Source organism: Stenotrophomonas sp. GL_111 (assembly GCF_057835245.1).
In genome coordinates this window covers 3,922,147-3,949,053 of record NZ_CM174421.1, presented here as the reverse complement: position 1 = coordinate 3,949,053, position 26,907 = coordinate 3,922,147, and the positions used below count along the sequence as shown (strand labels likewise).

The window sequence follows — 26,907 nt, the reverse complement described above, 5'->3', positions numbered from 1 at the left end:
CCCTGCGTAGGGCGTCCGCCCGCTTGACCTTCCCATCGTGGTAACCCTCAGGCTGGGCATCAACATCACCGTACAAGGGTTATCCCATGGCTTCCGTTGCCCCCCGACAAGGCGCCCATCCGCCCCGTTCGGCCCTTACCCGGCTGAGTCTGCCGGTGGAAGGCATGACCTGTGCGTCCTGCGTCGGCCGTGTCGAGCGTGCACTGACGGCCGTTCCCGGCGTGCAGGCCGCTGCGGTCAACCTGGCCACCGAACGGGCCGATGTCAGCTTCACGGCGGCGGCGGATGTGCAGGCCGCCATCGGCGCCATCGAGGGCGCCGGGTATACCGTCAGCGCGACCACCACCGAGCTGGCGATCCAGGACATGACCTGCGCCTCGTGCGTGGGCCGGGTCGAGAAGGCGCTGCTGCAGGTTCCCGGGGTGCTGGAGGCGAGCGTCAACCTCGCCACCGAGCGTGCACGGGTTCGCCATATTGCAGGTGTGGTCACCGTTGCCGACCTGTCGGCGGCGGTAGCGGGCGCCGGCTACAGCGCCCGCCCGCTGGAGACGGCCGCTGGCGCCACCGGCGATGCGGACGCTGAGCGTCGCGAGCGCGAGGGGCGTGACCTGCGCCGTGCGCTGTACATCGCTGCGGCCCTGACCCTGCCGGTGTTCGTGCTGGAGATGGGCTCGCACCTGGTGCCCGCCATGCACCATTGGGTGATGCGGGTGCTGGGCCACCAGACCAATGCCTACATCCAGTTCGTGCTGGCCACCCTGGTGCTGTTCGGGCCGGGCCTGCGCTTCTTCCGCAAGGGGGTACCGGCGCTGCTGCGCGGCGCCCCTGACATGAACTCGCTGGTCTCGGTCGGTACGGCGGCGGCGTATGGCTACTCGGTGGTGGCCACCTTCATTCCCGAGGTGCTGCCGCAGGGCACCGCCAACATCTACTTTGAAGCGGCGGTGGTGATCGTCACCCTGATCCTGCTCGGGCGGACGCTGGAGGCGCGCGCGAAAGGGCGGACATCGCAGGCGATCAAGCGGCTGGTTGGATTGCAGGCCAGGACCGCGCGCGTGGAACGCAACGGTGTCACCGTCGAAATTCCGCTGGACCAGGTGGCCACCGGCGATGTGGTGATGGTGCGCCCGGGCGAGAAGATTCCGGTGGATGGCGAGGTCATCGAGGGCGCGTCGTATGTCGATGAAAGCATGATCACCGGCGAACCGGTGCCGGTCGCCAAGAACGTGGGGGCCGGGGTCGTCGGTGGCACCATCAACAAGACCGGCGCCTTCAGCTTCCGCGTCACCCAGGTGGGCGCGAATACGGTGCTGGCGCAGATCATCCGCCTGGTCGAGCAGGCCCAGGGCTCCAAGCTGCCGATCCAGGCGCTGGTGGACAAGGTCACGATGTGGTTCGTGCCGGCGGTGATGGTGGCGGCGGCGTTGACCTTCCTGGTGTGGCTGATCTTTGGCCCGTCGCCGGCGCTGACGTTTGCGCTGGTCAATGCGGTGGCCGTGCTGATCATCGCCTGTCCCTGTGCGATGGGACTGGCCACGCCGACCTCGATCATGGTCGGCACCGGCCGCGCCGCCGAGCTGGGCGTGCTGTTCCGCAAGGGCGAGGCGCTGCAGGCGCTGCGCGACGTGCGTGTGATCGCGCTGGACAAGACCGGCACGCTGACCAAGGGCCGCCCGGAGCTGACCGATCTGGTGCCCGCCGCTGGCTTCACGCATGACGAGGTGCTGGCGCTGGTGGCGGGGGTGGAGACACGCTCGGAGCACCCGATTGCCGAGGCGATCGTGGCGGCGGCCACGCAGCGTGGGTTGGCGCTGGCCACGGTCGACAGCTTCGAGGCGACACCGGGCTTCGGCGTGACCGCCACGGCCAACGGGCGCCACGTCGCGGTCGGTGCTGACCGTTTCATGACCCGGCTGGGGCACGATGTCAGCGGCTTCCTGGGCGCTGCGCAGCGGCTGGGGGCCGAGGGCAAGAGCCCGTTGTATGCCGCGATCGATGGCCGTCTGGCCGCGGTGATCGCGGTGGCCGACCCGATCAAGGACTCCACCCCGGAGGCGATCCGGGCGCTGCACGCGCTGGGTCTGAAGGTGGCGATGATCACCGGCGACAACGCGGCCACGGCTGCCGCCATCGCGCGCCAGCTGGGCATCGATGAAGTGGCCGCCGAAGTGCTGCCCGATGGCAAGGTGGCCGCGCTCAAGCAGTTCCGCGCCAACGGTGCGCGGGTCGCCTTCGTCGGCGACGGCATCAATGACGCGCCGGCACTGGCCGAGGCCGACGTCGGCCTGGCCATCGGTACCGGCACCGATGTGGCGATTGAAGCAGCGGACGTGGTGCTGATGTCCGGTGACCTGCGCGGGGTGACCAATGCCATTGCGCTGAGCCAGGCCACGATTCGCAATATCAAGCAGAACCTGTTCTGGGCCTTCGCCTACAACGCGGTGTTGATTCCCGTCGCGGCCGGCGCGTTGTATCCGCTGAACGGTACGCTGATGTCGCCGATCTTCGCGGCGGCGGCGATGGCGCTGTCGAGCATCTTCGTGCTCGGCAATGCCCTGCGGCTCAAGCGCTTCCGCGCGCCGATGCAGGTCGACGCCCGGCCGCCCGTGATGCAGCCATGACCCATCAGGTCCAGATCCTGCCGCACGGCCGCCGCATTGCGGTGCCCGCGGGCGTCACGCTGCTGGAGGCCGCGCTTGCCCAGGGAATCGCCTACCCGCATGGGTGCCGTGCCGGTCGCTGCGGGTCGTGCCTGTCGCGACTGCTGCATGGCGAGGTGACGCTGCTGCCGCACAGCCGCTTCGCGTTGTCGGCACAGGAACGGGCGCAGGGCCTGATCCTTGCCTGCTGCGCGGTGCCGGTGACCGACGCGGTGGTGGTATGGGGCAATGGCGAGGCGGACACGGCGGTGGATCCGGTGCAACAACGGAACGCCAGGGTGACCGCGATCGAGGACGTCACCCACGACATCAAGTGCATCCAGCTGGCCGTGGCGGACGACGATCCGCTGGTGTTCAAGGCGGGCCAGTATGCGCAGCTCACCTTTCCCGGCGTGCCCGCGCGTGCGTATTCGATGGCCGGCGTACCCGGCCACCGGGTGCTGGAGTTCCACATCCGTCGGGTGCCGGGTGGCACCGCCAGTGCGCAGATCCATGCGCGGGTGGCACTGGGCGATATCGTGGCGGTGGAAGGGCCCTTGGGGGCGTCCTACCTGCGCGAGCAGCACGCCGGGCCGATCCTGTGCGTGGCCGGCGGTTCGGGGCTTGCGCCGATCCAGAGCATTGTCGACGCCGCACTGGCAGGCGGCATGACGCAGCCGATCCATGTCTACTTCGGCGTCCGCAGCGAGCGTGATCTGTACCGGCTCGCGCATTTCCAGGCGCTGGCGCGGCAGCATCCGGCGCTGCGCTTCACGCCGGTACTTTCCGTGGCCGACGCTGGAACTGCTCACCGCACCGGCTGGGTAACCGACGCCGTCGCGCAGGATCTGCACGATTTCAAGGGCTGGAAGGCCTATGTGGCGGGGCCCCCGGCGATGGTGGATGCGGTGTTGCGACTACTGCGCTCACGCCGACTGGGCGCCGAAGACGCGCATGCGGATGTGTTCTTCACACCTGCGCTGCCAATGGCGCGATGATGGGCGTTGATCGGGAGAGAACCATGTTGAATATTGGTCAGGCAGCGAAGGCCTCCGGCGTGTCGGCGAAGATGATCCGCTACTACGAGCAGATCGGCTTGATCCCCAAGGCCGATCGCACGGAGGCGGGCTATCGCAACTACACCACGCAGGACGCGCACAGCCTGCGCTTCATCCGTCGCGCACGCGACCTGGGATTCCCGGTCGAACAGATTTCCGAACTGCTGCTGCTGTGGCGCGACCGCCAGCGCGCGAGCATCGACGTCAAGGCGGTGGCGCTGTCCCATGTCGCCGGGCTGCGGGCCCGGATTGCCGAGCTGGAGGCCATGGCGCAGACCCTGGAACATCTGGCCCAGCACTGCCATGGCAATGATCGGCCCGAGTGCCCGATCCTCGCCGACCTGGCCGAGCCGACGGCGGCGGCGCTGACCGAGCAGCGCACCCGCGCACCGCACCGCACACCGAAATTTGGTGCCGACACGCCGGTCTCCACCCGCAAACGCACCCGCCGCTGAACCGTTTGCCAGCCCGCGTCTGAAGGCGCTTGACCTTGCCATGCTGTCAGGCATGAAAGTAGTCGGCCATCCCGTGAACAAGGCTACTTCGATGCACCATTTCAATATTCCCAGCATGACCTGCGGCGGCTGCGCGAAGTCCGTGACCAAGGCGCTGCTGAGCGTGGATCCGAACGCACGCATTGAAACCGATCCGCCGGCACGCCAGGCACGCGTGGACAGCGCGATGGCCGAAGGTGCCTTCCTGGCCGCGCTCGCAGAGGCCGGTTACCCGGACCGGCGCTGATCAGGCCAACGCCAGTTCGCCGCGCAGTGCGGCGACATGGGCGCGGCCGACCGGTACGTCCGTGCCGTCGTTGAGCACCAGCCAATAACGGCTGCCCGACCCGGCGTGCAGGGTGCGCACATGGCGCAGGTTGACCAGGTAGGAGCGGTGGCAACGCACGAAGTCTGGTGGCAGCACGGCACTGAGGCTGGCCAGGGATTTGTCGTGCAGCTCGCTGCGGCCGTCGCGCATGCGCAGCTGGCTGTAGTCGCCATCGGCGCGGATCCACTGCACGTCGGCGAGTTCGACCAGCGCCGTGCCCTGGGCATGCCAGATACCGAGGTAGCGAGCGCCGCCTGCGCGGTAACGGCCCACATCCAGCAGCCGCTCCAGGGCCTGGCCAAGGCGTTCGCGCGAGAAGGGCTTGGGCACGAAATCCAGCACGCCGTGCTCGAAGGCCTGCAACGCGCGTTCGCGATGGGCCGAAACCACCACGCAGTGATAGCGGCCTGCCACCGCGCGACGCAGCAGCTCGAAGCCGTCCTCACCGCCCAGGTTGAGGTCCAGCAGCAACCCGTCATAGACGCTGCGCTGCAACCGGTCGCCGGCCGCCTCCAGGTCGGCGACGGCATCGAAGCGGGCGCGGCTGCCGGCCAGTTCAGCGCACAGGCGCAGCAGGCGCTGGCGTACCAGCAGTTCGTCTTCGACGATCAGGATGCGCATGTCAGCTCCATCCGGCTGCACCAGTCCGCGCCGTCGATACCCTGCACGAAGCGCCAGCCACCGGGGCAGGCGGCGGCCAGGCTGGCCTCGATGTAACGCGTGCCGGTACCCTGACCGCGGTGCGCGGCGGTGCCGTGCGCGCTGCGCAGTTCCAGCACCCAGCGGTTGTTGTCGCGTTGCACGCGCAGGCGGAACGGATGCGCCGCGCAGGCGAGGGCACCGGCATGGGTAAGGGCGTTCTCGACCTGGGCGTGGAGCACGCCGGGCGGCAGCCACAGGCCGGGATGATCGGTGTGCACCTCCAGAGCGATATGGCGTTCCAACGCCTGCCCGACGATGTCCAGATGGTTGCGGCACAGGGCCAGTTCGTCTTCCAGCGCCACGCTCTGCTGGGCGCTGCTCTGGCGTAGACGATCGAACTGTTCGGCCAGCGATTCGACCAGGCGGCTGGCGCGCATCGGTGCCTGCTCGATCAGCTCCTGCAGGCAGGTCAGGGTGTTCATCAGCCAGTGCGGCTGGATGCCCCGCTGCAGCAGCTGCAACGCGAGGCGGGCGCGCTCTTCGCGCAGCAGCGCGTTGTGGCGGTCCAGGTCGCGCAGCTGCGCGGCGTGGCGCAGCAGCAGGTCGCCCATCAGCACGGCCAGGAACAGGAAGTACGGGCCGTCGAGGAAGATGCCGCCGGCCACCGGAATCGCCAGTGCACCGACCACCACCAGGGCCAGGATCGACCCGCGCTCGGTCCGCTCGCCGCGCGCGCGCAGCAGGAGCCAGGCCGAAGTGAGCAGGCTGATCAGCAGCAGAATGGCGCCACGGGCATCGAAGCCCGGCACGAACGCCAGCACCGCCAACAGCACCACGGCGTAGAGACAGTACCCGCCGGTGGATACCGCCACTTTGAAACGCCGCGCCAGATAGGCCGGCAGCAGTATCGCCGCGGACAGGTGCAACAGCAGCAGGGCAAGCAGGCGCGGCGCATGCCAAGGATAGGGATAGCCGAGCAACGGGCGCCAGGCTTCGGTCATCGGCAAGGCCAGGCCGACCGCGCCGAGCGCCAGTAGCAGGCGTGCCCCCGGTACGCGTTGCATGCCGTGCTGGACCGTCAGGAAGTACAGGCATGCCGCGCCGAGCGCGCCGGTGGCCAGGGCGGCGATCAGCCACGGCCCGAGGCGGTGGCCGTAGATCGCATCCACCGGGCCCACCACGATCACGGCGTCGGCCGAACGCAGGCGCAGCCACTGGTGCTGGCTGGAGGCGAGTACGGCCAGGGTATCCGTGCCAGTGGGTGAAGTCGGTGGCAGCACGCGCAGAATGTCGATTCTGCCGGGCTGTTCCTGCGCCGCGCTGCGGCCCACGGTGCCGTTGCCGGGCAAGGGCTGCCCGTTCCAGTAGGGCTGGCTGGCGGCGCGCAGCGACAGGCGCAGCGCGCGGCTGGCCGAGGCATGCGCGCCCGCGGCCGGCACCTGCCAGCGCAGCCAGTAGGGGCCGCGCCAGCCTGCCAGCGTGCGTTGATCCACCGGTTGCCAGTCCACGTTGTCCGGCAGGGTCGTCGGTGCCCCTGCCGTGTCCGGCAACGTCGCTGGTGCCATCTCAGTGGCTTCCAGGTACTGCATTCCGGAGGGTGGTGCGGCCGTGGCCAGCCACGCGGCGACCACCAGCAACAGGACGATGAGCGCGGTCAGGGTACGGGGAATCTGCATGCGCTCATCCTATCGGTTGCGCGGAGACGCTGGGCCCCCGCCTGGAGCTGTTCGGCAGACGCGCGGGCGTGGATGACCGTGCGAGCAGGGATGCTGGCGCTGTGTCGCATGCACCGCTCGCAGTCACGGGCGGCCCATCGTTCTTCCCACCCGGAGTCCGCCATGTCCAGCCTCTCGATGTTGTTTGCCCGTCTTCGCCGTCCCGCTGCGCCCGCCCGGCCTGCACTGCGCCGTACTACGCTGGCCGCACTGTGCCTGGCGTTCACCGCGGCGGCACCGGCACTGGCCGCGGACAAGCACACGCCGCTGGTGTTCACGCCTTACGCCTACGACACCCAGTCCCACGGCACCATTGCCGCCGAAATGGCCACCCTGGAGGTCCCGCGCAGGCATGCCGAACCGAACGGGCCGCGCATGCGCCTGCGGGTGGTGCGGCTGCCGGCGACCGGCGGCGATCGCAAGCGCGCACCGGTGGTCTACCTGGCCGGTGGTCCCGGCGGTTCGGGTATCGGCACCGGGCGCGGGCCGCGTTGGCCGGTGTTCGACCAGGTCCGGCGTGAGACCGACGTGCTGCTGCTCGACCAACGCGGCACCGGGCTTTCCGAACCGCCGCCGGCCTGCCCGCACACGCACCGCTTCGACGATGCCCAGCCGTTGCAGCGGGAGACGGCGTTGGCCGCCCTGCGCGACACCGCGCAGCGCTGCGTGGCGCACTGGCGGCAGGCCGGTGTCGACCTGGGCAGCTACACCACGGTGGAAAGTGCTGCGGACATCGAGGACCTGCGCCGTGCGCTGGTTGTGCCGAAGGTGAGCCTGTGGGGCATGAGTTACGGCACGCACCTGGCCATGGCCAGCATGCGGCTGCACGGTGCCGGCCTGGAGCGCGTGGTGCTGATGGGCAGTGAGGGCCCCGACGATACCTTGAAGCTGCCGCTGAGTGCCGATGCGCTGCTGGCCGAACTGAGCGTGGTGGCCGAAGGCGCCGGCTTCAAGGATCTGGCGGGATCGGCTGCGCGGGTGCTGCAGTCGCTGCGCGAGCAGCCACGTCAGGCCAGCAGCCGCATGCATGACGGCCGCCAGGTGACGTTCGGCGCGTTCGACGTGCAGCTGGTGATCGCCGCCTCGCTGGGGCGCCGCACCACCCAGCAGTGGCTGCCGTTCGCGCTGCGTCAGGCCGAGCGTGGCGACTACGGCCCGCTGGCCGATATCGTGCTGCTGATGCGCAGTGAGTACGGCGGGTACAACGCGATGGGGCTGGCGATGGACGTGGCCTCCGGGCAGAGCCCGCAGCGCCGGGCGCTGGCCGAGGCCCAGGGGCGCATCAGCCTGCTGGGTGACGCGCTGAACTTCCCGTTCCCGGCGCTCGGCGATGGCCTGGGTATCGCCGATCTGGGGGAGAAATTCCGCAGCCCGCTGCATAGCGATGTGCCGGTGCTGTTGATCAGCGGCACGCTGGATGGGCGCACCCCGCCAGCCAACGCGCAGGCGCTGCAACCCGGTTTCAGCAACAGCCGTGCGGTGCTGATCCGTGGGGCCAGCCATGACAACGAGATGTGGCTGGGCAATGCCGCCGTTGCCAGCACCATCGCCGACTTCCTGGCTGGCCGTGCGGTGCGCGATGCGGTGCTGGACGTGCCGCCGCCGGTGTTCATCCAGAGCCAGGACGCGTTGCGCCTGCGCTGACCGCACGCGTGAGACACGGTGCCACGCCGTGTCTCACCGGGCCGGCGCGCGCTCCAGCTGCGCCTGCTCGGCCGCAGTCAGGGTGCGGTGCCCGTAGCTCAGCACCCGGGTCATCTGCCACTGACCGTCCTGCAGGCGCCAGACCATGACAAACCGGGCGCTGCCCTCGCACTTGCCGCTGGCCAGCTCGCAGAAGCGGTGCTCGCCTTCTTCGATGGCGCCGAAGTCCTTGATGGGATAGACCTTCAAGGTGCCTGGCACCAACTCGCGGCGGACCTTGTTGCAGATGTACTTCTGCGTGTTGGCCAGCACCGTGGCGCGGTCGAAGGTGGCACCGCCGGTGTCGTGGTAGAACTCGACCGTGGGTGAGAAATAGCGGCCAAAGGTGTCCATGTCGCAGCGGTTGTAGGCATCGAACACCACGCTGTCCAGATCGGTGATGGTGGCGGTGAGGGCGTCGTGACCGTTGTCGGGCGCGGCGGCTGCGGTCGGGAACGTGACAGCGGTGGCCAGGAGCAGCAGGGCAGTGGCGCGGAAGGGCTTCATCGGGGTCCTTGTGCAGCGATGAGGGTCCGGCCGACGGCCGGGGCAGGGCCTACTCTGGGCATGGCCGGGGGGCGGGTTCAAGTGCGCCAGGCAAGGGTGACCAAGGGCATGGGCGGACAGGGCTGGCCGCGGATGCAGCGAAGGCCGCCAGATGTGCCATGCTCCTGCGCAACCACCAACAGGAGCACCACCATGGCCAAGGGTATGGACAAGCAGAAAGAGCAGAAGAAGAAGCCTGCCAAGACCGCCAAGGAAAAGAAGGCGGAAAAGAACGAGAAGAAGAGCGCGCGCTGATCCGCTGCGGATCCGGTTCAGGCTGCGGCGGGTAACCACCGCAGCCTGGCCGACCGCGCTCCCACCTGCAATGCCTTACGCCGCGCCACGCAGCCACGCGGCGAGCGCGTCACGCAGGCGTGGGTGGGCGGGTACGCTGATGCCGAAGTCGGCACGCAGTACCTGCAACACGTCATCGACATCGACCAGCGCCCGCCGTGTGCTGGGCTCGCCACGGCGATGCACCGCGTAGCTGCCGTTGCCGAGCGTGCGCCGCCAGCCCGGCCCGGCCAGGGCCACCCGCAGCTGGCCGGGGAACGTGGAATGTGGGTGGGTGCACACGTACCAGTTGCCCACCTCATGATCGATCGGTGCCTGCACCTGCAGGTCGAAGCGGTACAGCGGCCGCCACTGCCCGGCGACCTCGATCAACAGCAGGTACTGACCCTCGCGGTGTTCGATCCGGTAGCGCTCGTGCGGGGTGGTCTGCGCGGTGTCCTGGTCCAGCCGCAGCGGGCCGGTCGGCGTATTGCCGCCGAAACCGACGTCGGCGATGTAGTCGATGCCCTCGAGGGTGACCAGCGAGAGCATATGGGTGCGCGCCGTGGGTGCCGTACTTGTGGCGTCCATCAGCACCCGCGCGGCCAGTGCACGCGCCTGGAATCCGAGCTGCTGCAGCAGCGCCAGAAACAGCCCGTTGAGCTCGTAGCAGTAGCCGCCCCGCCCCTCTTGCAGCAGCTTGTGCTGGACACTGGGCAGGTCGATGGCCACCGCATCGCGCAGCAGCGTGGTCAGGGTCTCGAAGGGAAACGTCGCGTTGTGCGCCTGCTGCAGCTGGGCCAGCGACGCCAGCGAGGGGGCCGGGGGCGCGTCCAGCCCCAGCCGGGCCAGGTAAGCGGTGTGGTCGAGTGTTGTCATGAGCGGGCAGGCCAGGGGAACCGACGCCACTGTGGCAGCTCAACCGTGGTTGAGGTCAAGCCGGTCCGGGTGTCGTATCCGCAACACTGCGTCGCGCTCAGAGCCCGTAGAGGTGCACCGTCAAGCGGGTGTCGTTGAGCATCGACACGGCCCGTTTCGGCGATTCCTGGCTGTGCACGCAACTGGGGCTGTCGACCAGAATGCGCTTCTCCAGGTCCGGGTAGCGCATGGCGATCTCGTCGGGGGCCATGCGTTGCCCGCCGCGCGCCTCGCAGCTGTCCATCAGTGCGCGCGCCATGCTGTCGGAAAGCCGATATCCCTGCGCCCACAGGTTGCCGGGGAAGAGATCGCGATCTTGTGGCCTGCGTTTCCACTCCGGTCGGATGCCCGTGAGCAGATCGGTACCGGCGATCTGGGCGATGCGCTGTTGCAGCTTCGCTTCCCTGCGGTTGGAGGTGACAAGGAACAGCAGGATGAAGCCGACGACGAACGCGGCGATCAATACACGTACCAGCGGGGTGGTGGGATCCACCTGGAAGCCGAAGAAATCAAAGCGCATGCGGTGATGGGAGGAGAGAAGGCTGATGAACGGCAATGATGGGTGAGCCTTGGTGTTCGCGCCAGCGCTGCGGGTACGGCATGGCGATCCGTGGCACATCGTCATCGTCCCGTCGTCTGCGCCAGTTACAACGGGCGCACCCGGGCGATGCGTACGGCCGGAGGACATATCGGGGCTAAAGTCCCGCGTCGAGCGGCCGATACCGATGCGTCATTCCGCCTGGAGTACGCAATGCCGGTCGTCCCCCGCCGCCCGTTTCCCTCGCCCGCCGCCCTGCGCGCGCGGTTTCTTTCCCTGCAGGCCGTCCACGCGGGCGTAGCAACGCTGCAGCGGCTCAGTGTCGCACGCAAACTCAAGGCCAGCCTGGTGGTGTGCGGACTTGGCCTGGTCACCGTGGCCCTGGTCTACGCCTGGACCCGGCACAACAGCGAACGTGCCGCCGCCACCTTCGCCGACCATCAGCAGCAGGCCGCCCTGGCCGCAACACTGGCGACCCAGGTCGCCGATGCGCGGCGCCTGCAGACCCGCTACGCCATCAGCTTCGACGATGCCGACCGCAACGCCCTGCAGCAGGCGCAGCAGCACCTGCAGGCCTCGCTGGCACAGTTGCAGCGTGGCCATCACGATCCCGGCAGTGCCGCGGCGCTGCGTGCGCTGGCGGCCCGCACCAGTGAGTTTGCCGACGGTATCGCCGCCTTGAACGCACGTGCCGATGAAATGGGCCGGGGCGACGCCGGGCTGCGCGCGCAGCTGGACAGCAGTGGCCAGGCGCTGGCCAGCGCGGTGGAGGCCGATGCAGGGGCGCCGCTGCAGGCCCAGGTGCAGGGCATGCGCCGACAGGAGGCTTTGCTGCTGCTCAGCGGCGATGCGGCGCATACCGACCGCGCCAGTGAGGCCAAGTTGCCGTTCGATCTGGCGCTGTCCGCTGCCGGGCTGCCGATGGCGCTGCAGGACACCCTGCGTGCGCACATGGATACCTACCAGAGCGCATTGCTGGCCTACACCGCGGCCCGGGTCGGGTTGGATGTGGAGGCACAGTCACTGGCCGAGACCGCCGCGCAGATTACGCCGGCCCTGCAGCAGCTGGCGCGTGCCCAGGCGGCGGCACTGGAAAACGCGCGTGGCCGCCAACAGGCACAGGCCCGCACCATGAGCGTGCTGTTTGCGCTGACCCTGGGTGGGGTAGCACTGGTGCTGATCGCCACCTTGCTGCTGGTGCTGCGCGCGGTGCGCCGCCCGATCGCCGACACCCTGCGCTTCGCCGAGGACATCGCCGAGGACCGGCTGGACACGCAGCTGACCGTACACAACCCGCACGATGAAATCGGCCAACTGGCCCAGCGGCTGGTACACATGCAGCAGCGCCTGCGTGAACGCATCGAGGCCGAGCGCGCGGTGGCACGTGACAACACCCGCGCCCGGCAGGCGCTGGACAGCGCGCAGACCGGGCTGATGGTGCTCGATGCCGAAGGCCGCGTTGGCTTCCTCAACCGTGCTTTGCAGGCCGAGCTGGGGCTGGAAGACGCGCAGTGGCGTGGGCAACCCGCGCAGGCGCTGCACCCGGTGTTCGTGCGCATCGGTGCGACGCTGGCCCAGGGCCGTACGGCCGAGCACGAGATTGAACATGCCGGCACGCGCTACCAGCTGGTGGTCAATCCGATTCTCGATGCTGGCCAGCTGCTCGGTGCGGCGGTGGAATGGCGCAGCCGGGCACTGGAAACCACGGTGGAAACCGAAGTGGCTGCGCTGGTCGATGCAGCCAGCCACGGCCAGTTGCACGGGCGCATCGCGGTGGCCGACAAGCAGGGCTTCGTACGCACCCTGGCGGTGAGCGTCAACCGGCTGCTGGATACCTTCCAGGGCAACCTGTCCGGCCTGCAGGCCCTGCTCTCGGCATTGGCCCAGGGCGATCTTCGGGTGCGCATGCAGGGTGATTTTGAAGGGGTGTTCGCGCAGATGCGCGACGATGCCAATGCCACCGTGCAGCAGCTTAGCGACATCGTGGCGCGCATCCAGCACGCATCCACCGCGATCAACGGTGCCGCCGGTGAGATCGTCGGCGGCAACCAGGACCTGGCCGAGCGCACCGAGCGCCAGGCCGCGCACCTGGAAGAAACCGCCTCGTCGATGGAGGAGCTGACCGCCACCGTGCGCCAGAACGCCGCGTCGGCGCAGCAGGCCAACCAGTTGGCGATCGATGCGGCCGAGATCGCCCAGCAGGGCGGTGCCACGGTGGCGCAGGTAGTGGCCAGCATGCGCGACATCGCGCAGTCTTCGCGCCGGATCGGCGACATCACCGGGGTCATCGACGGCATCGCCTTCCAGACCAATATCCTGGCGCTGAACGCGGCCGTGGAAGCCGCGCGCGCGGGCGAGCAGGGCCGCAGTTTCGCGGTGGTGGCCAGCGAGGTGCGGTTGCTGGCCCAGCGCAGCGCCGATGCCGCGCGCCAGATCAAGGGCTTGATCGAGGCTTCGGTGGAGACCGTGGCCACCGGCACCCGCCAGGTCGATGCGGCCGGTGCGACCATGAGCCAGATCGTCGGCAGCGTGCAGCAGGTGACCGCGATCATGGCGGGGATCTCGGCCGCGTCGCAGCAGCAGAGTGCCGGCATCGAGCAGGTGGGCAAGACGCTGCTGCAGATGGACGGCAGCACCCAGCAGAACGCCGCGTTGGTGGAGGAAGCCTCGGCCTCGGCGCAGGCGATGCAACGCCAGGCACAGCATCTGTCCGAGGCGGTGGCGGCTTTTGCCTGGGAACACGCGGCAGTGCCGCGCCGTGCCGGTATGGCCGTGGCGTAAGCGCGGCGGCACTGCCCTGCGCACGCGCCTTCACTGGCCGCGTGCGCAGGGCGGCTCTATCCTGCCGCCATGCCTATTCAAAAAAAGCCCCATCCTGCCGACGCCTTCGTGCGCGTCCGCGGCGCGCGCGAGCACAACCTCAAGAACGTCGACGTGGATATTCCGCGTGACGCGCTGGTGGTGTTCTCCGGCATCTCCGGCTCCGGCAAATCCTCACTGGCCTTCGGCACGTTGTATGCCGAGGCGCAGCGACGCTATCTGGAATCACTGTCGCCGTATGCGCGGCGCCTGATCGACCAGGTGGGCGTGCCCGATGTGGATGCGATCGACGGCCTGCCACCGGCGGTGGCGCTGCAACAGCAGCGCGGTACCGCCAGCGTGCGTTCCAGCGTGGGCAGCGTGACCACGCTGTCCAGCCTGCTGCGCATGCTGTACTCGCGCGCAGGCAGCTATCCGGCCAAACAACCGATGCTGTACGCGGAGGACTTCTCACCGAACACGCCACAGGGCGCCTGTCCGAACTGTCACGGGCTGGGGTATGTGTACGAGGTGACCGAGAAGACGATGGTGCCGGACCCGTCGCTGAGCATCCGCGAACGCGCCGTGGCGGCGTGGCCGCCGGCCTGGCACGGGCAGAACCAGCGCGACATTCTGGTCACGCTGGGCTATGACGTGGACATCCCCTGGCGCGATCTGCCGAAGAAACAACGCGACTGGATCCTGTTCACAGAGGAACAGCCGGTGGTGCCGGTATATGCCGGTTTCACCCCGGCCGAAACCCGCACCGCGCTGCGCCGCAAGCAGGAGCCCAGCTACATGGGCACCTTCAGCGGCGCACGTCGCTATGTGCTGCATACCTTTGCCAGCACCCAGAGCGCGATGATGAAGAAGCGCGTGGCGCGCTTCATGATCGGCACCGCGTGCCCGCTGTGCGACGGCAAACGGCTCAAGCGTGAAGCCTTGTCGGTGCGCTTTGCCGGGCTGGATATCGGCGCGTTGTCGCAGCTGTCGCTGGCGGCGATGGCCGAGGTGCTGCGCCCGGCCGCCGAGGGGCGCTTCGATACTGTTGCCACAGGCACCACGCGCAGCCGTGCGGCCGGCCGCAAGGCCGACCAGGCGCGGGTAGCGGCCGGTGGCCACGTGCATGCCGGCAGCAGTGATGTGCGGCGCACGCCGGAACTGTCCGAAGAAAAACGACTGGCCGCGCAGCGCATCGCGCAGGACCTGGTCGAGCGCATCGCCACGCTGGAAGCATTGGGGTTGGGCTACCTGTCGATGGATCGCAGCACGCCGACCCTGTCGCCGGGCGAGCTGCAGCGGTTGCGCCTGGCCACCCAGATCCGCTCCAGCCTGTTCGGTGTGGTGTATGTGCTGGACGAACCCACGGCGGGCCTGCACCCGGCCGACGGTGAGGCGTTGTACCGCGCCTTGGACCAGCTCAAGAACGCGGGCAACACGTTGTTCGTGGTCGAACACGATCTGGAGATGCTGCGCCGCGCCGACTGGCTGGTGGATGTCGGCCCCGGTGCCGGCCAGCACGGCGGGCAGGTGCTATACAGCGGCCCGCCGCAGGGGCTGCGTGCGATCAAGGCCTCGGCCACCGCGCCGTATCTGTTCGACGCCACACGTGGCCAGCGGCGCGCGCCACGCACGCCTAGTGGCTGGCTGCAGCTGCAGGGCGTGCATCGCAACAACCTGCACGGGCTGGATGCGCGTTTCCCGCTGGGATCGTTCACCGCCGTCACCGGCGTATCCGGTTCGGGCAAGTCCAGCCTGGTCAGCCAGGCGCTGGTGGAACTGGTGGGTGAGCAACTGGGCCACGCGCCGGTGGTGGAGGACAGCGACAGCGAGTTGCCGCAGCCCGGCCCCATCGCGCGCACGCGTGGACGGCTGCGGCTGGCGGCCGGTGCGATCACACGGCTGGTCAATGTCGACCAGAAGCCGATCGGGCGTACCCCGCGCTCCAACCTGGCCACCTACACCGGTCTGTTCGACCACGTGCGCCGCCTGTTCGCCGCCACGCCCACCGCCAGGACGCGCCGCTACAGTGCAGGGCGCTTCTCGTTCAACGTGGCGCAGGGCCGCTGCGATACCTGCGAGGGCGAGGGCTTCGTGCATGTGGAACTGCTGTTCATGCCCAGCGTGTACGCGCCGTGCCCGACCTGCCATGGCCAGCGCTACAACGCCAAGACCCTGGAAGTGGAATGGAACGGCCGCAACATCGCCCAGGTGCTGGCCATGACGGTGGAGCAAGCGTTGCCGTTCTTCGCCGACGAAGCAGCGGTGCAGCGGCCGCTGCAACTGCTGCGTGATATCGGGCTGGGTTACCTGCGGCTGGGCCAGCCGGCCACCGAATTGTCGGGCGGCGAGGCACAGCGGATCAAGCTGGCCAGCGAACTGCAGCGCAGCCAGCACGGCACCACGCTGTACGTGCTCGATGAGCCGACCACCGGGCTGCACCCGGCCGATGTGGACAAGCTGATGGCGCAGCTGCACGGGCTGGTCGACGCCGGCAACAGCGTGGTGGTGGTCGAGCACGATCTGCGCGTGGTCGCCGATGCCGACTGGGTGATCGATGTCGGCCCGGGCGCGGGCGACGCGGGTGGGCATATCGTCGCCAGTGGTACCCCGGCGCAGGTCAGCCGCGCCGAAACTGGCGCGACGGCGGGCTATCTGCGGCGCTGGTTCGAATGAACCGCGTCGCTCAGTACACGTCGCGGCGGTAGCGGCCGTCGCCGAGCAGGGCGTCGACCGCGTCTTCGCCCAGCACCTCGCGCAGCACCGCGTCCACGCCATCGGCCATGCCGTGCAGCGACCCGCACACGTAGATGCTGCCGCCCATCGCCACCCAGGCCTGCAGAGCCTGCGGCGCGGCGCGCAGACGATGCTGCACGTAGCCGCCACCGTCGGGATCACGCGAGAACGCCAGATCTACGCGCGACAGGTGACCCTCGCGCTGCCACGTGGCGATCTCGTCGCGGTAGAGATGGTCGTGCGCCCGGGTGCGCTCGCCGAAGATCAACCAGTGGCCGCGATCGCCCTGCAGCGCCGCCTCGCGCAACAGACTGCGCAGCCCGGCGATGCCGGTGCCGTTGCCGATCAGCAGCATCGGTGCGTGTTCGGGGAAGCGATGGAAGCCGGCATTACGGCGCACCCGCGCGTGGATGACATCGTCGCTGCCGGCATGCACGCACAGCCAGCCCGAACCTACGCCGTGGCGGCCATCGGGCAGCGCGGTCAGGCGGATCACCAGCTGCAGGCGGTCATCGGCAGGCACCGAGGCAATGGAGTACTCGCGGTGCGGTAGCTGCGGCAAGCCGGCCAGCCATGCACTGGCGTCGCGCGCCGGTATCACGGCGGCTGCGTCGGGCAGTACGCGGGTGCTGGCGGCCTCGCCCAGCGTGAGGCGCTGGCCGCCCATCTCCACCCACGTGGCCGGGTCCAGCGCGTGCCGCGCCAACACGTCATGCACGTAGGCGGAGGCATGGCGCGGTGCCACTTCCAGGATATCGCCGGCCTGCCACGCCACCGGCGCCGGTGCGGCCAGGTCCACCTGCCAGATCGCACCGGCGGCGCTGCCCGCATTGAGCACGCGGCGACCCAGCAGGCGCCACGGTTGCAGGGCGGCCTGCACCGGCAGCGGGGCGGTATCTTCGATCCCACTGAGGATGCCGAGCTGCTGCTGCCAGCGCGCCAGCATCGCAGGGTCTTCGCGGTCCACCTCCACGGTGGGGAACAAGGGCTGCGCGCCTTGCGCCTGCAGCCAGCCATCCACCTGGCGCGAGAACCCGCAGAAGCGCGCGTATTCGCGGTCACCCAGCCCAAGCACGGCGTACTGCAGTCCGGCCAGCCCCACGTGCTGCTGCAGCAGCCTGCGCTCGAGCACACGCGCGGCATCGGGCGCTTCACCGTCACCGAAGGTGCTGATCACGAACAATGCCTTGTCGGCCTGTTGCAGGCGGGCGGCATCCAGCTGGCCCAACGGCCGCACCTGCACGGCCAGCCCGGCCGCCTGCAACTGTGCAGCGGCGCGCCAGGCCAACTGTTCGGCGAAGCCACTCTGGCTGGCGAAACCGACCAGCCAGGGCACCTGATCGGTGCGGGTGGTGCCGACCCCTGGCAACCGCGACGCACGTACCTCGCGTTGCTTGCGGCGGCGGTCCAGGTACAACATCCAACCGGTGATGAAGAACACCAGCATGCACAGGCTCGACAGCATCACCACCACCCGCCCGGGCAGGCCGAACAGGCTGCCCGAGTGCAGCGCGAACACGCTGACCAGCGCCTTGCCGGCCACGTCCTTGCCTGCGTAGGGCTCGTACTTCAGCAATGCGCCGCTGGCCGGATCGATCTGCACGATGTCCTGGGCGCGGTCGTGCGCGGTGGAGGTGCCGCGCACGCGGCCGGTCAGCGGTTTGCCCGGCGCGGCCGGGAAGCGCAGGTCCATGTAGCCTTGGCGCACGCCCTCCAGTGCGTACAGCGTGGTTTGTACCCGCTGCAGGTCCAGCGCGCCGGGCCCGGCCTTGGCGGTGTTCTGGGCGCTGGGCGTGCCGCCGAGCAGGCGGGTCACGCCCTCGCGGTACCAGTCGAAGGACCACCACAGCCCGGTCAGGGCGATCATCAGGTAGACCAGCAGCACCCAGGTACCCACCACCGAGTGCAGGCTCCACAGGAAACTGCGGCCACTGCGGCGCCACTCCACCGCCAGCCAGGTGCGCCAGTGCCACCACGTGCGCGGCCAGCGCAGGTACAACCCGGACAGGCAGAAGAACACCAGCACGATCGCGCAGCTGCCCGTGATCAGGCCGCCGCGCTCACCGCTGGCCAGGTGCCGGTGCAGGTCTTCGACGAAGATGAAGAACGCCTGCCCGCGCAGGTGGCCCAACGTCTGGCCGGTGTACGGATCGAAGTAGCGCCAGTGCTCTCGACCACCGGCGAAGCGTGCCTCCGACAACCGCAGCCCGGTGGCGTCCACGCGCAGCCGTTGCATCGGGCGCGATTGGCCCTGCTGCAGCCGCGGCACCAACGTGGTCAGTTCCAGCGCCTGCGCGCCATCGGCGTGCTGCTGTGCGATCTGCGCGAACCCGGGATTGGCCGCGCGCAGGATTTCGTCTTCGAAGGCCAGCGTGGCCCCGCTCAGGCCCATCACCGCCAGCACGGTGCCAGCGGTGATACCCAGCAGCCAGTGCAGCTGGAACAGGATGGACTTCAACATGCGGGGGGATTCGGCGGCAGTGGCGGCGGCGGACGGCCACAGCACGGATGAGAATGGATCTCGTCATTGTTGGGTGCGGGCGGGCAGGGGTCAAGCCGCGGCGGCCCGGTCGCCGGGGTGGCGCTCAGGGCGCGTGCGCCCAGCCCTCGATCTCACCGTGTTTGAATGGCCCCAGTTTCTGTTTGACGATGCGGCCCTGCGCATCCACCAGCACCGTGTACGGCAGCAGGCCCTGGGTGTTGCCCAGTCGCACGCTGGCATCGGTTGGGCCGGGAGTGTCCAGCACGATGGGGTAGGCCACCGGTACGCGCTGCAGGAAATCACGCACGCCATCGGGCGTATCCAGCGCCAGTCCCAGCACCTGCACGCCGTCGGCCGGCTGCGCCGCGGCGAAGGCCGCCAACGCGGGCATTTCCTCCACGCACGGCCCGCACCAGCTGGCCCAGACGTTGATCAACAGCGGGCGGCCCTGGAAGCGGGCCAGGTCCTGGGGGTGGCCATCAAGGTCGGGCAGGGTGATCGCCGGCAGCGCATCGCCGATGCCGGCACTGGCTACTGCCGCACGCGGCGCCGGCAGCGGTGGCGGTTCGGGCAGGGAGTGGTTGAAGAACCAGGCTCCGGTGCCGATGCCGACCAGCGCCGCGAAGGCGGCCACCACCCGGGTCCGGCGTGGTGGCCGTGCACTCATCGCGCGGTACGCAGCAGGGCTTCTTCCACCAGCGCCTGGGTCAGCACGGCGGGCAGCACGGTGGGCGGTGCACCCGGGCCGTACACCACGTACAGCGGTACGCCCACCGCCTTGTGCTCATCCAGGAACGCGGTGATTTCCGGGTCCACATCGGTGTAGTCACCGCGCATGTACACCGCGTTGGTACGGCGCAGGGTGTCGTGGAATGCATCGGTGCCGAGCACGGCGCGCTCGTTGGCCTTGCAGGTCACGCACCAGTCGGCGGTCATGTTGACGAACACCACGCGCTTGTCCTGGCGCAGGCGGTCGAGCATCTGCGGCGAATACGCCACCACGTTGTCGCTGGCGGCAGCGGCGGCCTTGGCCGGCGGATCCAGCCGGGTCACGCCCCACACCGGCACCAGCGCGGCGAGCAGCAGCAGCGTGGCCAGCAGGCCGCCCACGCGCTGGCTGCGCCAGCGGCTGCGTTCGAACCACCACAGGGCCAGCGCCAGTACCACCAGGCCGCCGAGCACCAACGTCATCGCATCCACGCCGCGCTGCTTGCCCAGCACCCACAGCAGCCAGATCGCGGTGGCGTACATCGGGAACGCCAGCACGTGCTTGAGCGTTTCCATCCACGCCCCCGGGCGCGGCAGGCGCTTGGCCAGCGAGGGCACGAAGCCGATCAGCAGGAACGGCAGCGCCAGGCCCAGGCCCAGTGCCAGGAACACCAGCATCGCCAGCGGCCCCGGTGCGGCAAACGCGTACGCCAATGCCGGGCCCATGAACGGCGCCACGCACGGGCTGGCCACCACGCAGGCCAGCACGCCGGTGAAGAAATCGCCGACCGGGCCACTGCGCGCGGCCAGTGTCTGGCCCACACCGCCCAGGCTGCCGCCCAGGGTGAACACGCCGGACAGGCTCAGACCCACCGCGAACATCAGATACACCAGCGCGGCGATGAACCACGGATGCTGCAGCTGGAAGCCCCAACCCGCCGCCTGGCCAGCCGCACGCAGTGCAAGCACCAGGGCACCGATCGCGGCGAACGCCACCAGCACGCCGGCGGTGTACCACAGCGCATGGCTGCGCGCGCGCTGGCGGCTTTCACCACTCTGCGCCACGCCCAGCACCTTCAGCGACAGGATCGGCAGCACGCACGGCATCAGATTGAGGATCAGGCCGCCGGCCACCGCGAACAGCAGCAGCATCAGCAGGTTGCCCGCCGCCGGGGCGGTCGCGGCCGGTGGCGGCGTGCGCCCTGCATTTTCGGCGCTGGCATCGGGGCTGCTGCTGGCCACGCCGGCGGCGTTGGCATCGGACGCGTTCGGGCGGATCAGCAGCGGCTCGGTGGCGATGCCGGCGTTGTCGCGCTCACGCGCCTGGGCGCGTTTGTCGCGGTTCGGCAGCGGCGTGATCACCTCGCTCTTGGCTGCGGCCTCATCGCCACTGGCATTGACCTTGCCGGCCGGCAGCGACAGCTTCACCCGGCGGGTCATCGGCGGGTAGCAGATGCCATCGGTCTGGCAGCCCTGGAAGGTGATGACCAGGGTGGCATCGTCGGCCTCGGCGCGGCTGCGGCGCAGCGGCAGCTTCACATCGACCTGGTCGAAGTACACCGCCACATCGCCGAAATGTTCATCGCGGTGCGACTTGGCCGCCGGCCACTGCAGCTTGTCGGCGTGGATGCCGCTGGCACCTTCCAGCTTCAACGAGGTGCGGTCGCGATACAGGTAGTAGCCCGGCGCCGGGCTGAAACGCAGCAACACGGTGTTGCCGTCGCCGACGATGGCATCGAAACCGAACGCGCGCTCGGACGGCAGCGGCAGGGCCTGGGCCGCCGCCGCGCCGGGCAGGCGCAGGCCGCCGCCGCTGTTGCCGGCCAGCGGGTTGTTGAACGGCGAGCCGGTGGCGGCGGCCGGCGCGCTGTTCAACGCCGCCATGGCCGTGTTGCCAGCAGCGCCCGCAGGCAGCTTGACCTGCACGCTGCGCTTCTGCGGCGGGTAGCACACCCCGGCATCGGCACAGCCCTGGTAGCGCACTTCCAGCGTGACCGTGTCGGTGCCATCGGCGGCCTTGCCCGGCAGCACGGCGATCAGGCGTTCGCGGTAGGTTTCCACTTCACCGAAGAAGTCGTCGTGGTGCTTCTTGCCGGCCGGCATCTGCAAGGCCTCGGCGGCGAAGCCGGCATCGGGCTTGACCGTGGTGCGGTGCCGATACAGGTAGTAGCCGGGGGCGATGTTCCAGCGGATCTCGATCCGGTCGCGGTCCCGCGCCTGCGCACTCAGGCCGAATGCCTCGTCCACCGGCAACAGGTCTTTCTCGCTGACCGCCAGGGCCGGCAGGGAAACCACGAACAGCGCGCATAGCGCGGCAATACGACGAAGCAGCGTCATCAATCAGTTTCCTCACGGGTCTGCGCCCGAATCCAGTCCAGGTACGCCGGCAGGCCGGCGCGGGTTTCGACCGCAATGCACTCGGGGAGTTCATACGGATGCAGGGCCTGCACGCGCGCGATGGCGGCGTCCAGGCGGCTGCCGGTGGTCTTGATCAGCAGTTGGACCTCGTGGTCCTCGCTGATTTCACCGTGCCAGCGGTACGTCGAGTGCGCCCCGTCCAGGCGGGTCACACACGCCGCCAGGCGTTCTTCCACCAGCGCATGGGCCAGCCGCGTGGCGCAGGCCGCGTCGGGGCAGGTGGTGAAAAGAATGAATACGGGATCGGCGATCGACATGACCGCCGAGTATAGGACCGTGCGAGCCGATTGGTCCGACCGGCGCCGCATGGGCGCCGGTCGGCGAGGCTCAGTTGGCCAGCTGGCAGGTGGCCGGCTTGGCCGAGGTGAACAGGCCCGGCGTGGCCCATTCGGGGTGGTCGATGAACGGGTTGCGGTTGCCCTGGAAGCTGAACACCACTTCGTTGCGGGCACGTTCGGCGGCATCCGGCGGATCGGACAGGTGCCAGTCGATCAGGGTCGAGAGCAGGCCCATGTAGGCCGGCGAGGCCGAGGTCTTGACGATCTTGCTGCGGTCGTCGGTGAGTTCCAGGTCCGGTTCGGACTGGCCGGTCTTGGCGTCTTTGCCCCCTTCATAGCGGATGGCCATGTACATCACCGCACGCGCCATGTCGCCCTTGCGCTTGCCCCACACCTCGAACGAACCGCCATTGCCGTCGGGGGTACGCACCCAGTTGGAATTGCCCGGGTAACCGCCGCTGCCGCCGCCAACGCCGTTGTTGGCTTCGGTGGCACGCTCGCCGCAGTTGCTGTCGCATTTGGCGAACGGCTTGTTGCCGCGGTCCGCGTTCCACTGTGCATCGGTCAGGTACAGCATGTGGGTGTCGGTATAGGGCGCATACGGCAGGCCCTTGTCACCGGTGGTGCTGGCAAAACCCAGCGAGTTCGGCCAGGTGTGCTCGCGGTTGTAGGTCAAGCCGCTGCCGGTACCCGCGCGGCCGCTGACCTTGGTGTAGCTGTGGTTGCGGTAGGCATCCAGGATCTTGCCGCTGTTGTTGGGATCTTCGTCGGCGATCTCCAGGATGGTCCAGGTGCTGGTCCCCGAGCCGCTGTACGGATACGCGGTATGGCCCTTGATGGTTTCATGCAGCGAGCAGCGCAGCTGGCTGGGGGAGGTGGTGTTGACCCGCGAGTAGTAGCTGCCCGGATCCGGATCGGGGCCCGGCCCGGTGCCGCCGGTGGCCACGGTGAAGGCGATGCGCGTATCGGCCGCCGGGTGGGCGCCTTGTGCATCGCTGATGCGGCTGGCACGGATATCGAAACGGCAGGCTTCGCCGGCGATCAGCGCGGTGTTGGTGGACAGAGAGAAGGTGCTGCCGCTGCTGGCATGGGTCAGCGGTACCGTGCCGGACTGGCCGCAGCTGAGCACGAAGGCGCCGCTGGCCAGGGTCACCGTCTCGCTGAAGGTCACGTTGAGGTCGGCGGCCGCCGGGAAGGTGCTGGCGCCCTGTTCCGGGGTGGTCAGGCGTACCGACGGCGGCGTGTTCGGGCCGGTGCCGCCACCGCCGCTGAAGGTCTGGCCGGTGTTGCAGGCGCCGAAGGTCTGCGCGGCGGACTCGGCCCAGGTGAAGTGGCTGTACTGGCTGCCGCTGCCGGTGAGCTGCAGGGAGGTACCCGGGGCGGTGCTGTTGCTCTCGCTGACCGGGATGTTCTGGCTGGTCAGCCCCGCAGCGGGACCGCCGGCCGCGGTGATGGTGCCTTCATAGCTGATGAACTGGACCACCTTGCCGCTGCCATCGACCAGCGCGATGCCGTCATTGGCACCGTTCTGGAGGCCGTTGGTGGGGTAGGTGACGGTGGCGAGGGTGGCTTTGCCGCAGCTCGCCGCAGTGCCGGCCGGGACCGGGTTGTTGGCGTACACGGCCGCGGCCGAGGGATTGCTGCCGTTGTACAGGTACAGCCGGTAGCTGCTGAGGTCCTCACCGGCGGTGGCCACCACCTCGATCGCCTCGCCGACATCGCCGGCGGGGGTCGAGTCGTCGTAATGCAGTTCATTGATGAATACATCCGCCTGGGCGGTGCCGGCAGCCAGTGCCATCAGGCAACCCAGGGACAGCGGGGTGAGCAACCTCATCTACTACTCCTTGTGATTGGGTGTCGCCGGCCGAATCTACCCAATCCAGATGACACCTCTATCGATATGTCGGAATCGACCTCTGACACTGAGACGTGCGTCAAGAAAACGGCGCTTCTTTCCCTCTGCGGAAAAGCCCACGGGGCATTGTTCCGTGGCAGGCCCCGCGGTGGGTGGCTGGGGCGCGGGCCCCGATGCCCTTGCAGGCGAATGTCCTCCGGCGCCGGCCTGCGGCCGTCCCCTCCTCCTTTACTTCGCCCGCAAGGGCATCGGGGCCCGCGTACCACGTACACGGGCGCCTCTTTGCTGGCGCTCGGTTTTACAAGTGCGTTCCGAAGCCTTGCCCCCTTGGTGGGTGGCAGGCGACTGGGCAAAGTAAAGGAGGAGGTGACGGCCGCAGGCCGGCGCCGGGGGACATTTGCCAAGGCGCCTGCCACCCACCAAGGGGGCCCCAACGCTCGCCTCACACCCGGAACGAAGCCAGCAGTGCTCTTCGCGGAAGGCCGCCAGCCCATGGAACCGCGCAGCCCGCTGCTGTTGCCCTGGGAGCGGGACACCCCTCCAATGGAAGAAGAACCAAAAATTTGACCCGCAGCCCTTGAAAGGGATGCCGCCAGCCTCATCTCTGCTGTGTCCCGCAGCGTCGGGTTTTTTCGTAAGCGTTGCTGGCAGTCGCCTGGTGCGAGTGCTAACATCGCCAGACTTTTTCTGACCAATCAATAACTTAAAGGGTCTCACATGAGCATCAAGCCGCTTCACGACCGCGTCGTGGTCAAGCCGATCGAAGCCGATGAAATCTCGTCCGGCGGCATCCTGATTCCGGATTCCGCCAAGGAAAAGTCGACCAAGGGTGAAGTCGTGGCCGTGGGCCCGGGCAAGCCGCTGGACAACGGCAGCGTCCGCGCGCCGTCGCTGAAGGTCGGTGACAAGGTCATCTACGGCCAGTACGCCGGCAGCAGCTACAAGGCCGAAGGCGTCGAGTACAAGGTCCTGCGCGAAGACGACATCCTCGCCGTCATCGGCTGAGTTTGACGCTGCCGGGCCTGCCCCGGCGCTTTCGCTTCCCCCGTTCAATGCAGTCGGGCATGGTCCGGCTCTACCAAAAAGGTAATCGCAATGGCTGCCAAGGATATTCGTTTCGGTGAAGACGCTCGTTCGCGCATGGTGCGCGGCGTCAACATTCTCGCCAATGCCGTCAAGGCCACCCTGGGCCCGAAGGGCCGCAACGTCGTGCTCGAAAAGAGCTTCGGCGCCCCGACCATCACCAAGGATGGCGTGTCCGTCGCCAAGGAAATCGAACTGGCTGACAAGTTCGAGAACATGGGCGCGCAGATGGTGAAGGAAGTCGCTTCCCGCACCAACGACGACGCCGGCGACGGCACCACCACCGCCACCGTGCTGGCCCAGGCCCTGATCCGCGAAGGCGCCAAGGCCGTCGCTGCCGGCATGAACCCGATGGACCTCAAGCGCGGTATCGACAAGGCCGTCGTGGCCGCCGTTGCCGAGCTGAAGAACATCTCCAAGCCGACCACCGACGACAAGGCGATTGCCCAGGTCGGCACGATCTCGGCCAACTCGGACGAGTCGATCGGCAACATCATTGCCGAAGCGATGCGCCGCGTGACCAAGGAAGGCGTGATCACCGTTGAAGAAGGCTCGGGCCTGGAAAACGAGCTGGACGTCGTCGAAGGCATGCAGTTCGACCGCGGCTACCTGTCCCCCTACTTCATCAACAACCAGCAGTCGCAGACCGCTGACCTGGACGATCCGTACGTGCTGCTGCACGACAAGAAGATCTCCAACGTGCGCGACCTGCTGCCCGTGCTGGAAGGCGTCGCCAAGGCCGGCAAGCCGCTGCTGATCATCGCCGAAGACATCGAAGGCGAAGCGCTGGCCACCCTGGTGGTCAACACCATCCGTGGCATCGTCAAGGTCGTGGCCGTCAAGGCACCGGGCTTCGGCGACCGTCGCAAGGCGATGCTGGAAGACATGGCCGTGCTGACCGGCGGCACCGTGATCTCCGAAGAAATCGGCCTGTCGCTGGAAAAGGCTACGATCAAGGACCTGGGCCGCGCCAAGAAGGTGCAGGTTTCCAAGGAAAACACCACGATCATCGATGGCGCCGGCGAGAAGGCCAACATCGAAGCGCGTGTCACCCAGATCAAGACCCAGATCGAAGACACCTCGTCCGATTACGACCGCGAGAAGCTGCAGGAACGCGTGGCCAAGCTGGCCGGCGGCGTTGCCGTGATCAAGGTCGGTGCGTCGACCGAAATCGAAATGAAGGAAAAGAAGGATCGCGTCGACGACGCCCTGCACGCTACCCGTGCAGCCGTTGAAGAAGGCGTGGTCCCGGGCGGCGGTGTTGCCCTGGTCCGTGCGGTCACCGCGCTGGCCGGCCTGAAGGGTGCCAACGAAGACCAGAACCACGGCATCCAGATCGCCCTGCGCGCGATGGAAGCCCCGCTGCGCGAAATCGTCGCCAATGCAGGCGAAGAGCCGTCCGTGATCGTCAACAAGGTCAAGGAAGGCACCGGCAGCTACGGCTACAACGCGGCCACCGGCGAATTCGGCGACATGCTGGAATTCGGCATCCTGGACCCGACCAAGGTGACCCGTTCGGCACTGCAGAACGCTGCCTCGATCGCCGGCCTGATGATCACCACCGAAGCGATGGTGGCCGAGTCGCCGAAGAAGGATGACGGCGCTGGCGCCGCTGGCGGCGGTATGGGCGGCATGGGTGGCATGGGCGGCATGGACTTCTGATGCCGCAGCCGGCCTTCGGTCGGCACGCATCGGTCCGGTAGGTGCCGGCCCC

The 26,907-nt window shown here is 68.5% G+C and carries 19 protein-coding genes; 9 read left to right on the top strand and 10 right to left on the bottom strand.

Features of this window, described 5'->3' with window-relative positions; translation table 11 throughout:
• The first annotated feature begins 86 nt into the window (after window positions 1-86).
• From AC3IPM_RS17505 to AC3IPM_RS17490, 4 genes are all read left to right on the top strand, one after another.
• Window positions 87-2,621, top strand: coding sequence for a heavy metal translocating P-type ATPase (locus AC3IPM_RS17505; RefSeq protein ID WP_489301519.1), 2,535 nt, complete (start codon window positions 87-89; stop codon window positions 2,619-2,621).
• Window positions 2,618-3,637, top strand: a complete 1,020-nt coding sequence (locus AC3IPM_RS17500) for a 2Fe-2S iron-sulfur cluster-binding protein (RefSeq protein WP_489301518.1) — start codon at window positions 2,618-2,620, stop codon at window positions 3,635-3,637. Before AC3IPM_RS17505 ends, AC3IPM_RS17500 begins: the two co-directional genes overlap by 4 nt.
• A gap of 26 nt (window positions 3,638-3,663) precedes the next feature.
• A complete protein-coding gene (gene cueR, locus AC3IPM_RS17495) occupies window positions 3,664-4,152 on the top strand; it encodes a Cu(I)-responsive transcriptional regulator (RefSeq protein ID WP_489304196.1) in 489 nt (162 codons plus the stop codon).
• A gap of 91 nt (window positions 4,153-4,243) precedes the next feature.
• Window positions 4,244-4,438, top strand: coding sequence for a heavy-metal-associated domain-containing protein (locus AC3IPM_RS17490; RefSeq protein ID WP_489301517.1), 195 nt, complete (start codon window positions 4,244-4,246; stop codon window positions 4,436-4,438).
• On the opposite strand, the gene AC3IPM_RS17485 is transcribed toward AC3IPM_RS17490, so the two are convergent.
• On the bottom strand, window positions 4,439-5,140 hold the full coding sequence (locus AC3IPM_RS17485) for a LytR/AlgR family response regulator transcription factor (protein ID WP_489301516.1): 702 nt from the start codon (window positions 5,138-5,140) through the stop codon (window positions 4,439-4,441).
• Complete coding sequence (locus AC3IPM_RS17480) at window positions 5,128-6,837, bottom strand: histidine kinase (protein ID WP_489301515.1); 1,710 nt, start codon at window positions 6,835-6,837, stop codon at window positions 5,128-5,130. Before AC3IPM_RS17480 ends, AC3IPM_RS17485 begins: the two co-directional genes overlap by 13 nt.
• A 162-nt stretch (window positions 6,838-6,999) precedes the next feature.
• On the opposite strand from AC3IPM_RS17480, the gene AC3IPM_RS17475 reads away from it, so the two are divergent.
• The gene (locus AC3IPM_RS17475) at window positions 7,000-8,520 is read left to right on the top strand and encodes an alpha/beta hydrolase (RefSeq protein ID WP_489301514.1); all 1,521 of its coding nucleotides are present in this window, start codon (window positions 7,000-7,002) and stop codon (window positions 8,518-8,520) included.
• A gap of 33 nt (window positions 8,521-8,553) precedes the next feature.
• On the opposite strand, the gene AC3IPM_RS17470 is transcribed toward AC3IPM_RS17475, so the two are convergent.
• The 3 genes from AC3IPM_RS17470 to AC3IPM_RS17460 all read right to left on the bottom strand — a co-directional run bounded on the left by AC3IPM_RS17470 (window position 8,554) and on the right by AC3IPM_RS17460 (window position 10,852).
• Window positions 8,554-9,066: a nuclear transport factor 2 family protein gene (locus tag AC3IPM_RS17470; protein WP_489301513.1), complete on the bottom strand. Its 513-nt coding sequence runs from the start codon at window positions 9,064-9,066 to the stop codon at window positions 8,554-8,556.
• Window positions 9,067-9,435: 369 nt separating this feature from the next.
• Complete coding sequence (locus AC3IPM_RS17465) at window positions 9,436-10,257, bottom strand: arylamine N-acetyltransferase family protein (protein WP_489301512.1); 822 nt, start codon at window positions 10,255-10,257, stop codon at window positions 9,436-9,438.
• 97 nt (window positions 10,258-10,354) lie between these two features.
• Entirely contained in the window at window positions 10,355-10,852 is a 498-nt protein-coding gene (locus AC3IPM_RS17460) for a LapA family protein (protein WP_489301511.1), read from the bottom strand.
• A 195-nt stretch (window positions 10,853-11,047) separates the two neighbouring features.
• Here AC3IPM_RS17460 and AC3IPM_RS17455 point away from each other — a divergent pair, with 195 nt between their 5' ends.
• Both AC3IPM_RS17455 and AC3IPM_RS17450 read left to right on the top strand, forming a co-directional pair.
• Complete coding sequence (locus AC3IPM_RS17455) at window positions 11,048-13,615, top strand: methyl-accepting chemotaxis protein (protein WP_489301510.1); 2,568 nt, start codon at window positions 11,048-11,050, stop codon at window positions 13,613-13,615.
• Between the two features lie 69 nt (window positions 13,616-13,684).
• Window positions 13,685-16,309: an excinuclease ABC subunit UvrA gene (locus AC3IPM_RS17450; protein ID WP_489301509.1), complete on the top strand. Its 2,625-nt coding sequence runs from the start codon at window positions 13,685-13,687 to the stop codon at window positions 16,307-16,309.
• Between the two features lie 10 nt (window positions 16,310-16,319).
• Here the strand turns inward: AC3IPM_RS17450 and AC3IPM_RS17445 are convergent, their stop codons facing one another.
• The 5 genes from AC3IPM_RS17445 to AC3IPM_RS17425 form a co-directional block, all read right to left on the bottom strand.
• Complete coding sequence (locus AC3IPM_RS17445; RefSeq protein ID WP_489301508.1) at window positions 16,320-18,830, bottom strand: PepSY domain-containing protein; 2,511 nt, start codon at window positions 18,828-18,830, stop codon at window positions 16,320-16,322.
• A 124-nt stretch (window positions 18,831-18,954) separates the two neighbouring features.
• Complete coding sequence (locus AC3IPM_RS17440; protein ID WP_489301507.1) at window positions 18,955-19,518, bottom strand: TlpA family protein disulfide reductase; 564 nt, start codon at window positions 19,516-19,518, stop codon at window positions 18,955-18,957.
• On the bottom strand, window positions 19,515-21,896 hold the full coding sequence (locus AC3IPM_RS17435) for a protein-disulfide reductase DsbD family protein (RefSeq protein WP_489301506.1): 2,382 nt from the start codon (window positions 21,894-21,896) through the stop codon (window positions 19,515-19,517). The genes AC3IPM_RS17440 and AC3IPM_RS17435 overlap by 4 nt, the downstream gene beginning before the upstream one ends.
• Window positions 21,896-22,234, bottom strand: coding sequence for a divalent-cation tolerance protein CutA (gene cutA / locus AC3IPM_RS17430; RefSeq protein WP_489301505.1), 339 nt, complete (start codon window positions 22,232-22,234; stop codon window positions 21,896-21,898). The genes AC3IPM_RS17435 and cutA overlap by 1 nt, the downstream gene beginning before the upstream one ends.
• Before the next feature lie 70 nt (window positions 22,235-22,304).
• Window positions 22,305-24,089 carry an endonuclease gene (locus AC3IPM_RS17425; RefSeq protein ID WP_489301504.1) on the bottom strand — a complete coding sequence of 595 codons (1,785 nt, stop codon included), beginning with the start codon at window positions 24,087-24,089 and terminating at the stop codon, window positions 22,305-22,307.
• A 738-nt stretch (window positions 24,090-24,827) separates the two neighbouring features.
• On the opposite strand from AC3IPM_RS17425, the gene AC3IPM_RS17420 reads away from it, so the two are divergent.
• The gene (locus AC3IPM_RS17420; RefSeq protein WP_489301503.1) at window positions 24,828-25,115 is read left to right on the top strand and encodes a co-chaperone GroES; all 288 of its coding nucleotides are present in this window, start codon (window positions 24,828-24,830) and stop codon (window positions 25,113-25,115) included.
• A 90-nt stretch (window positions 25,116-25,205) separates the two neighbouring features.
• A complete protein-coding gene (gene groL, locus AC3IPM_RS17415; RefSeq protein ID WP_489301502.1) occupies window positions 25,206-26,855 on the top strand; it encodes a chaperonin GroEL in 1,650 nt (549 codons plus the stop codon).
• Window positions 26,856-26,907 lie beyond the last annotated feature (52 nt).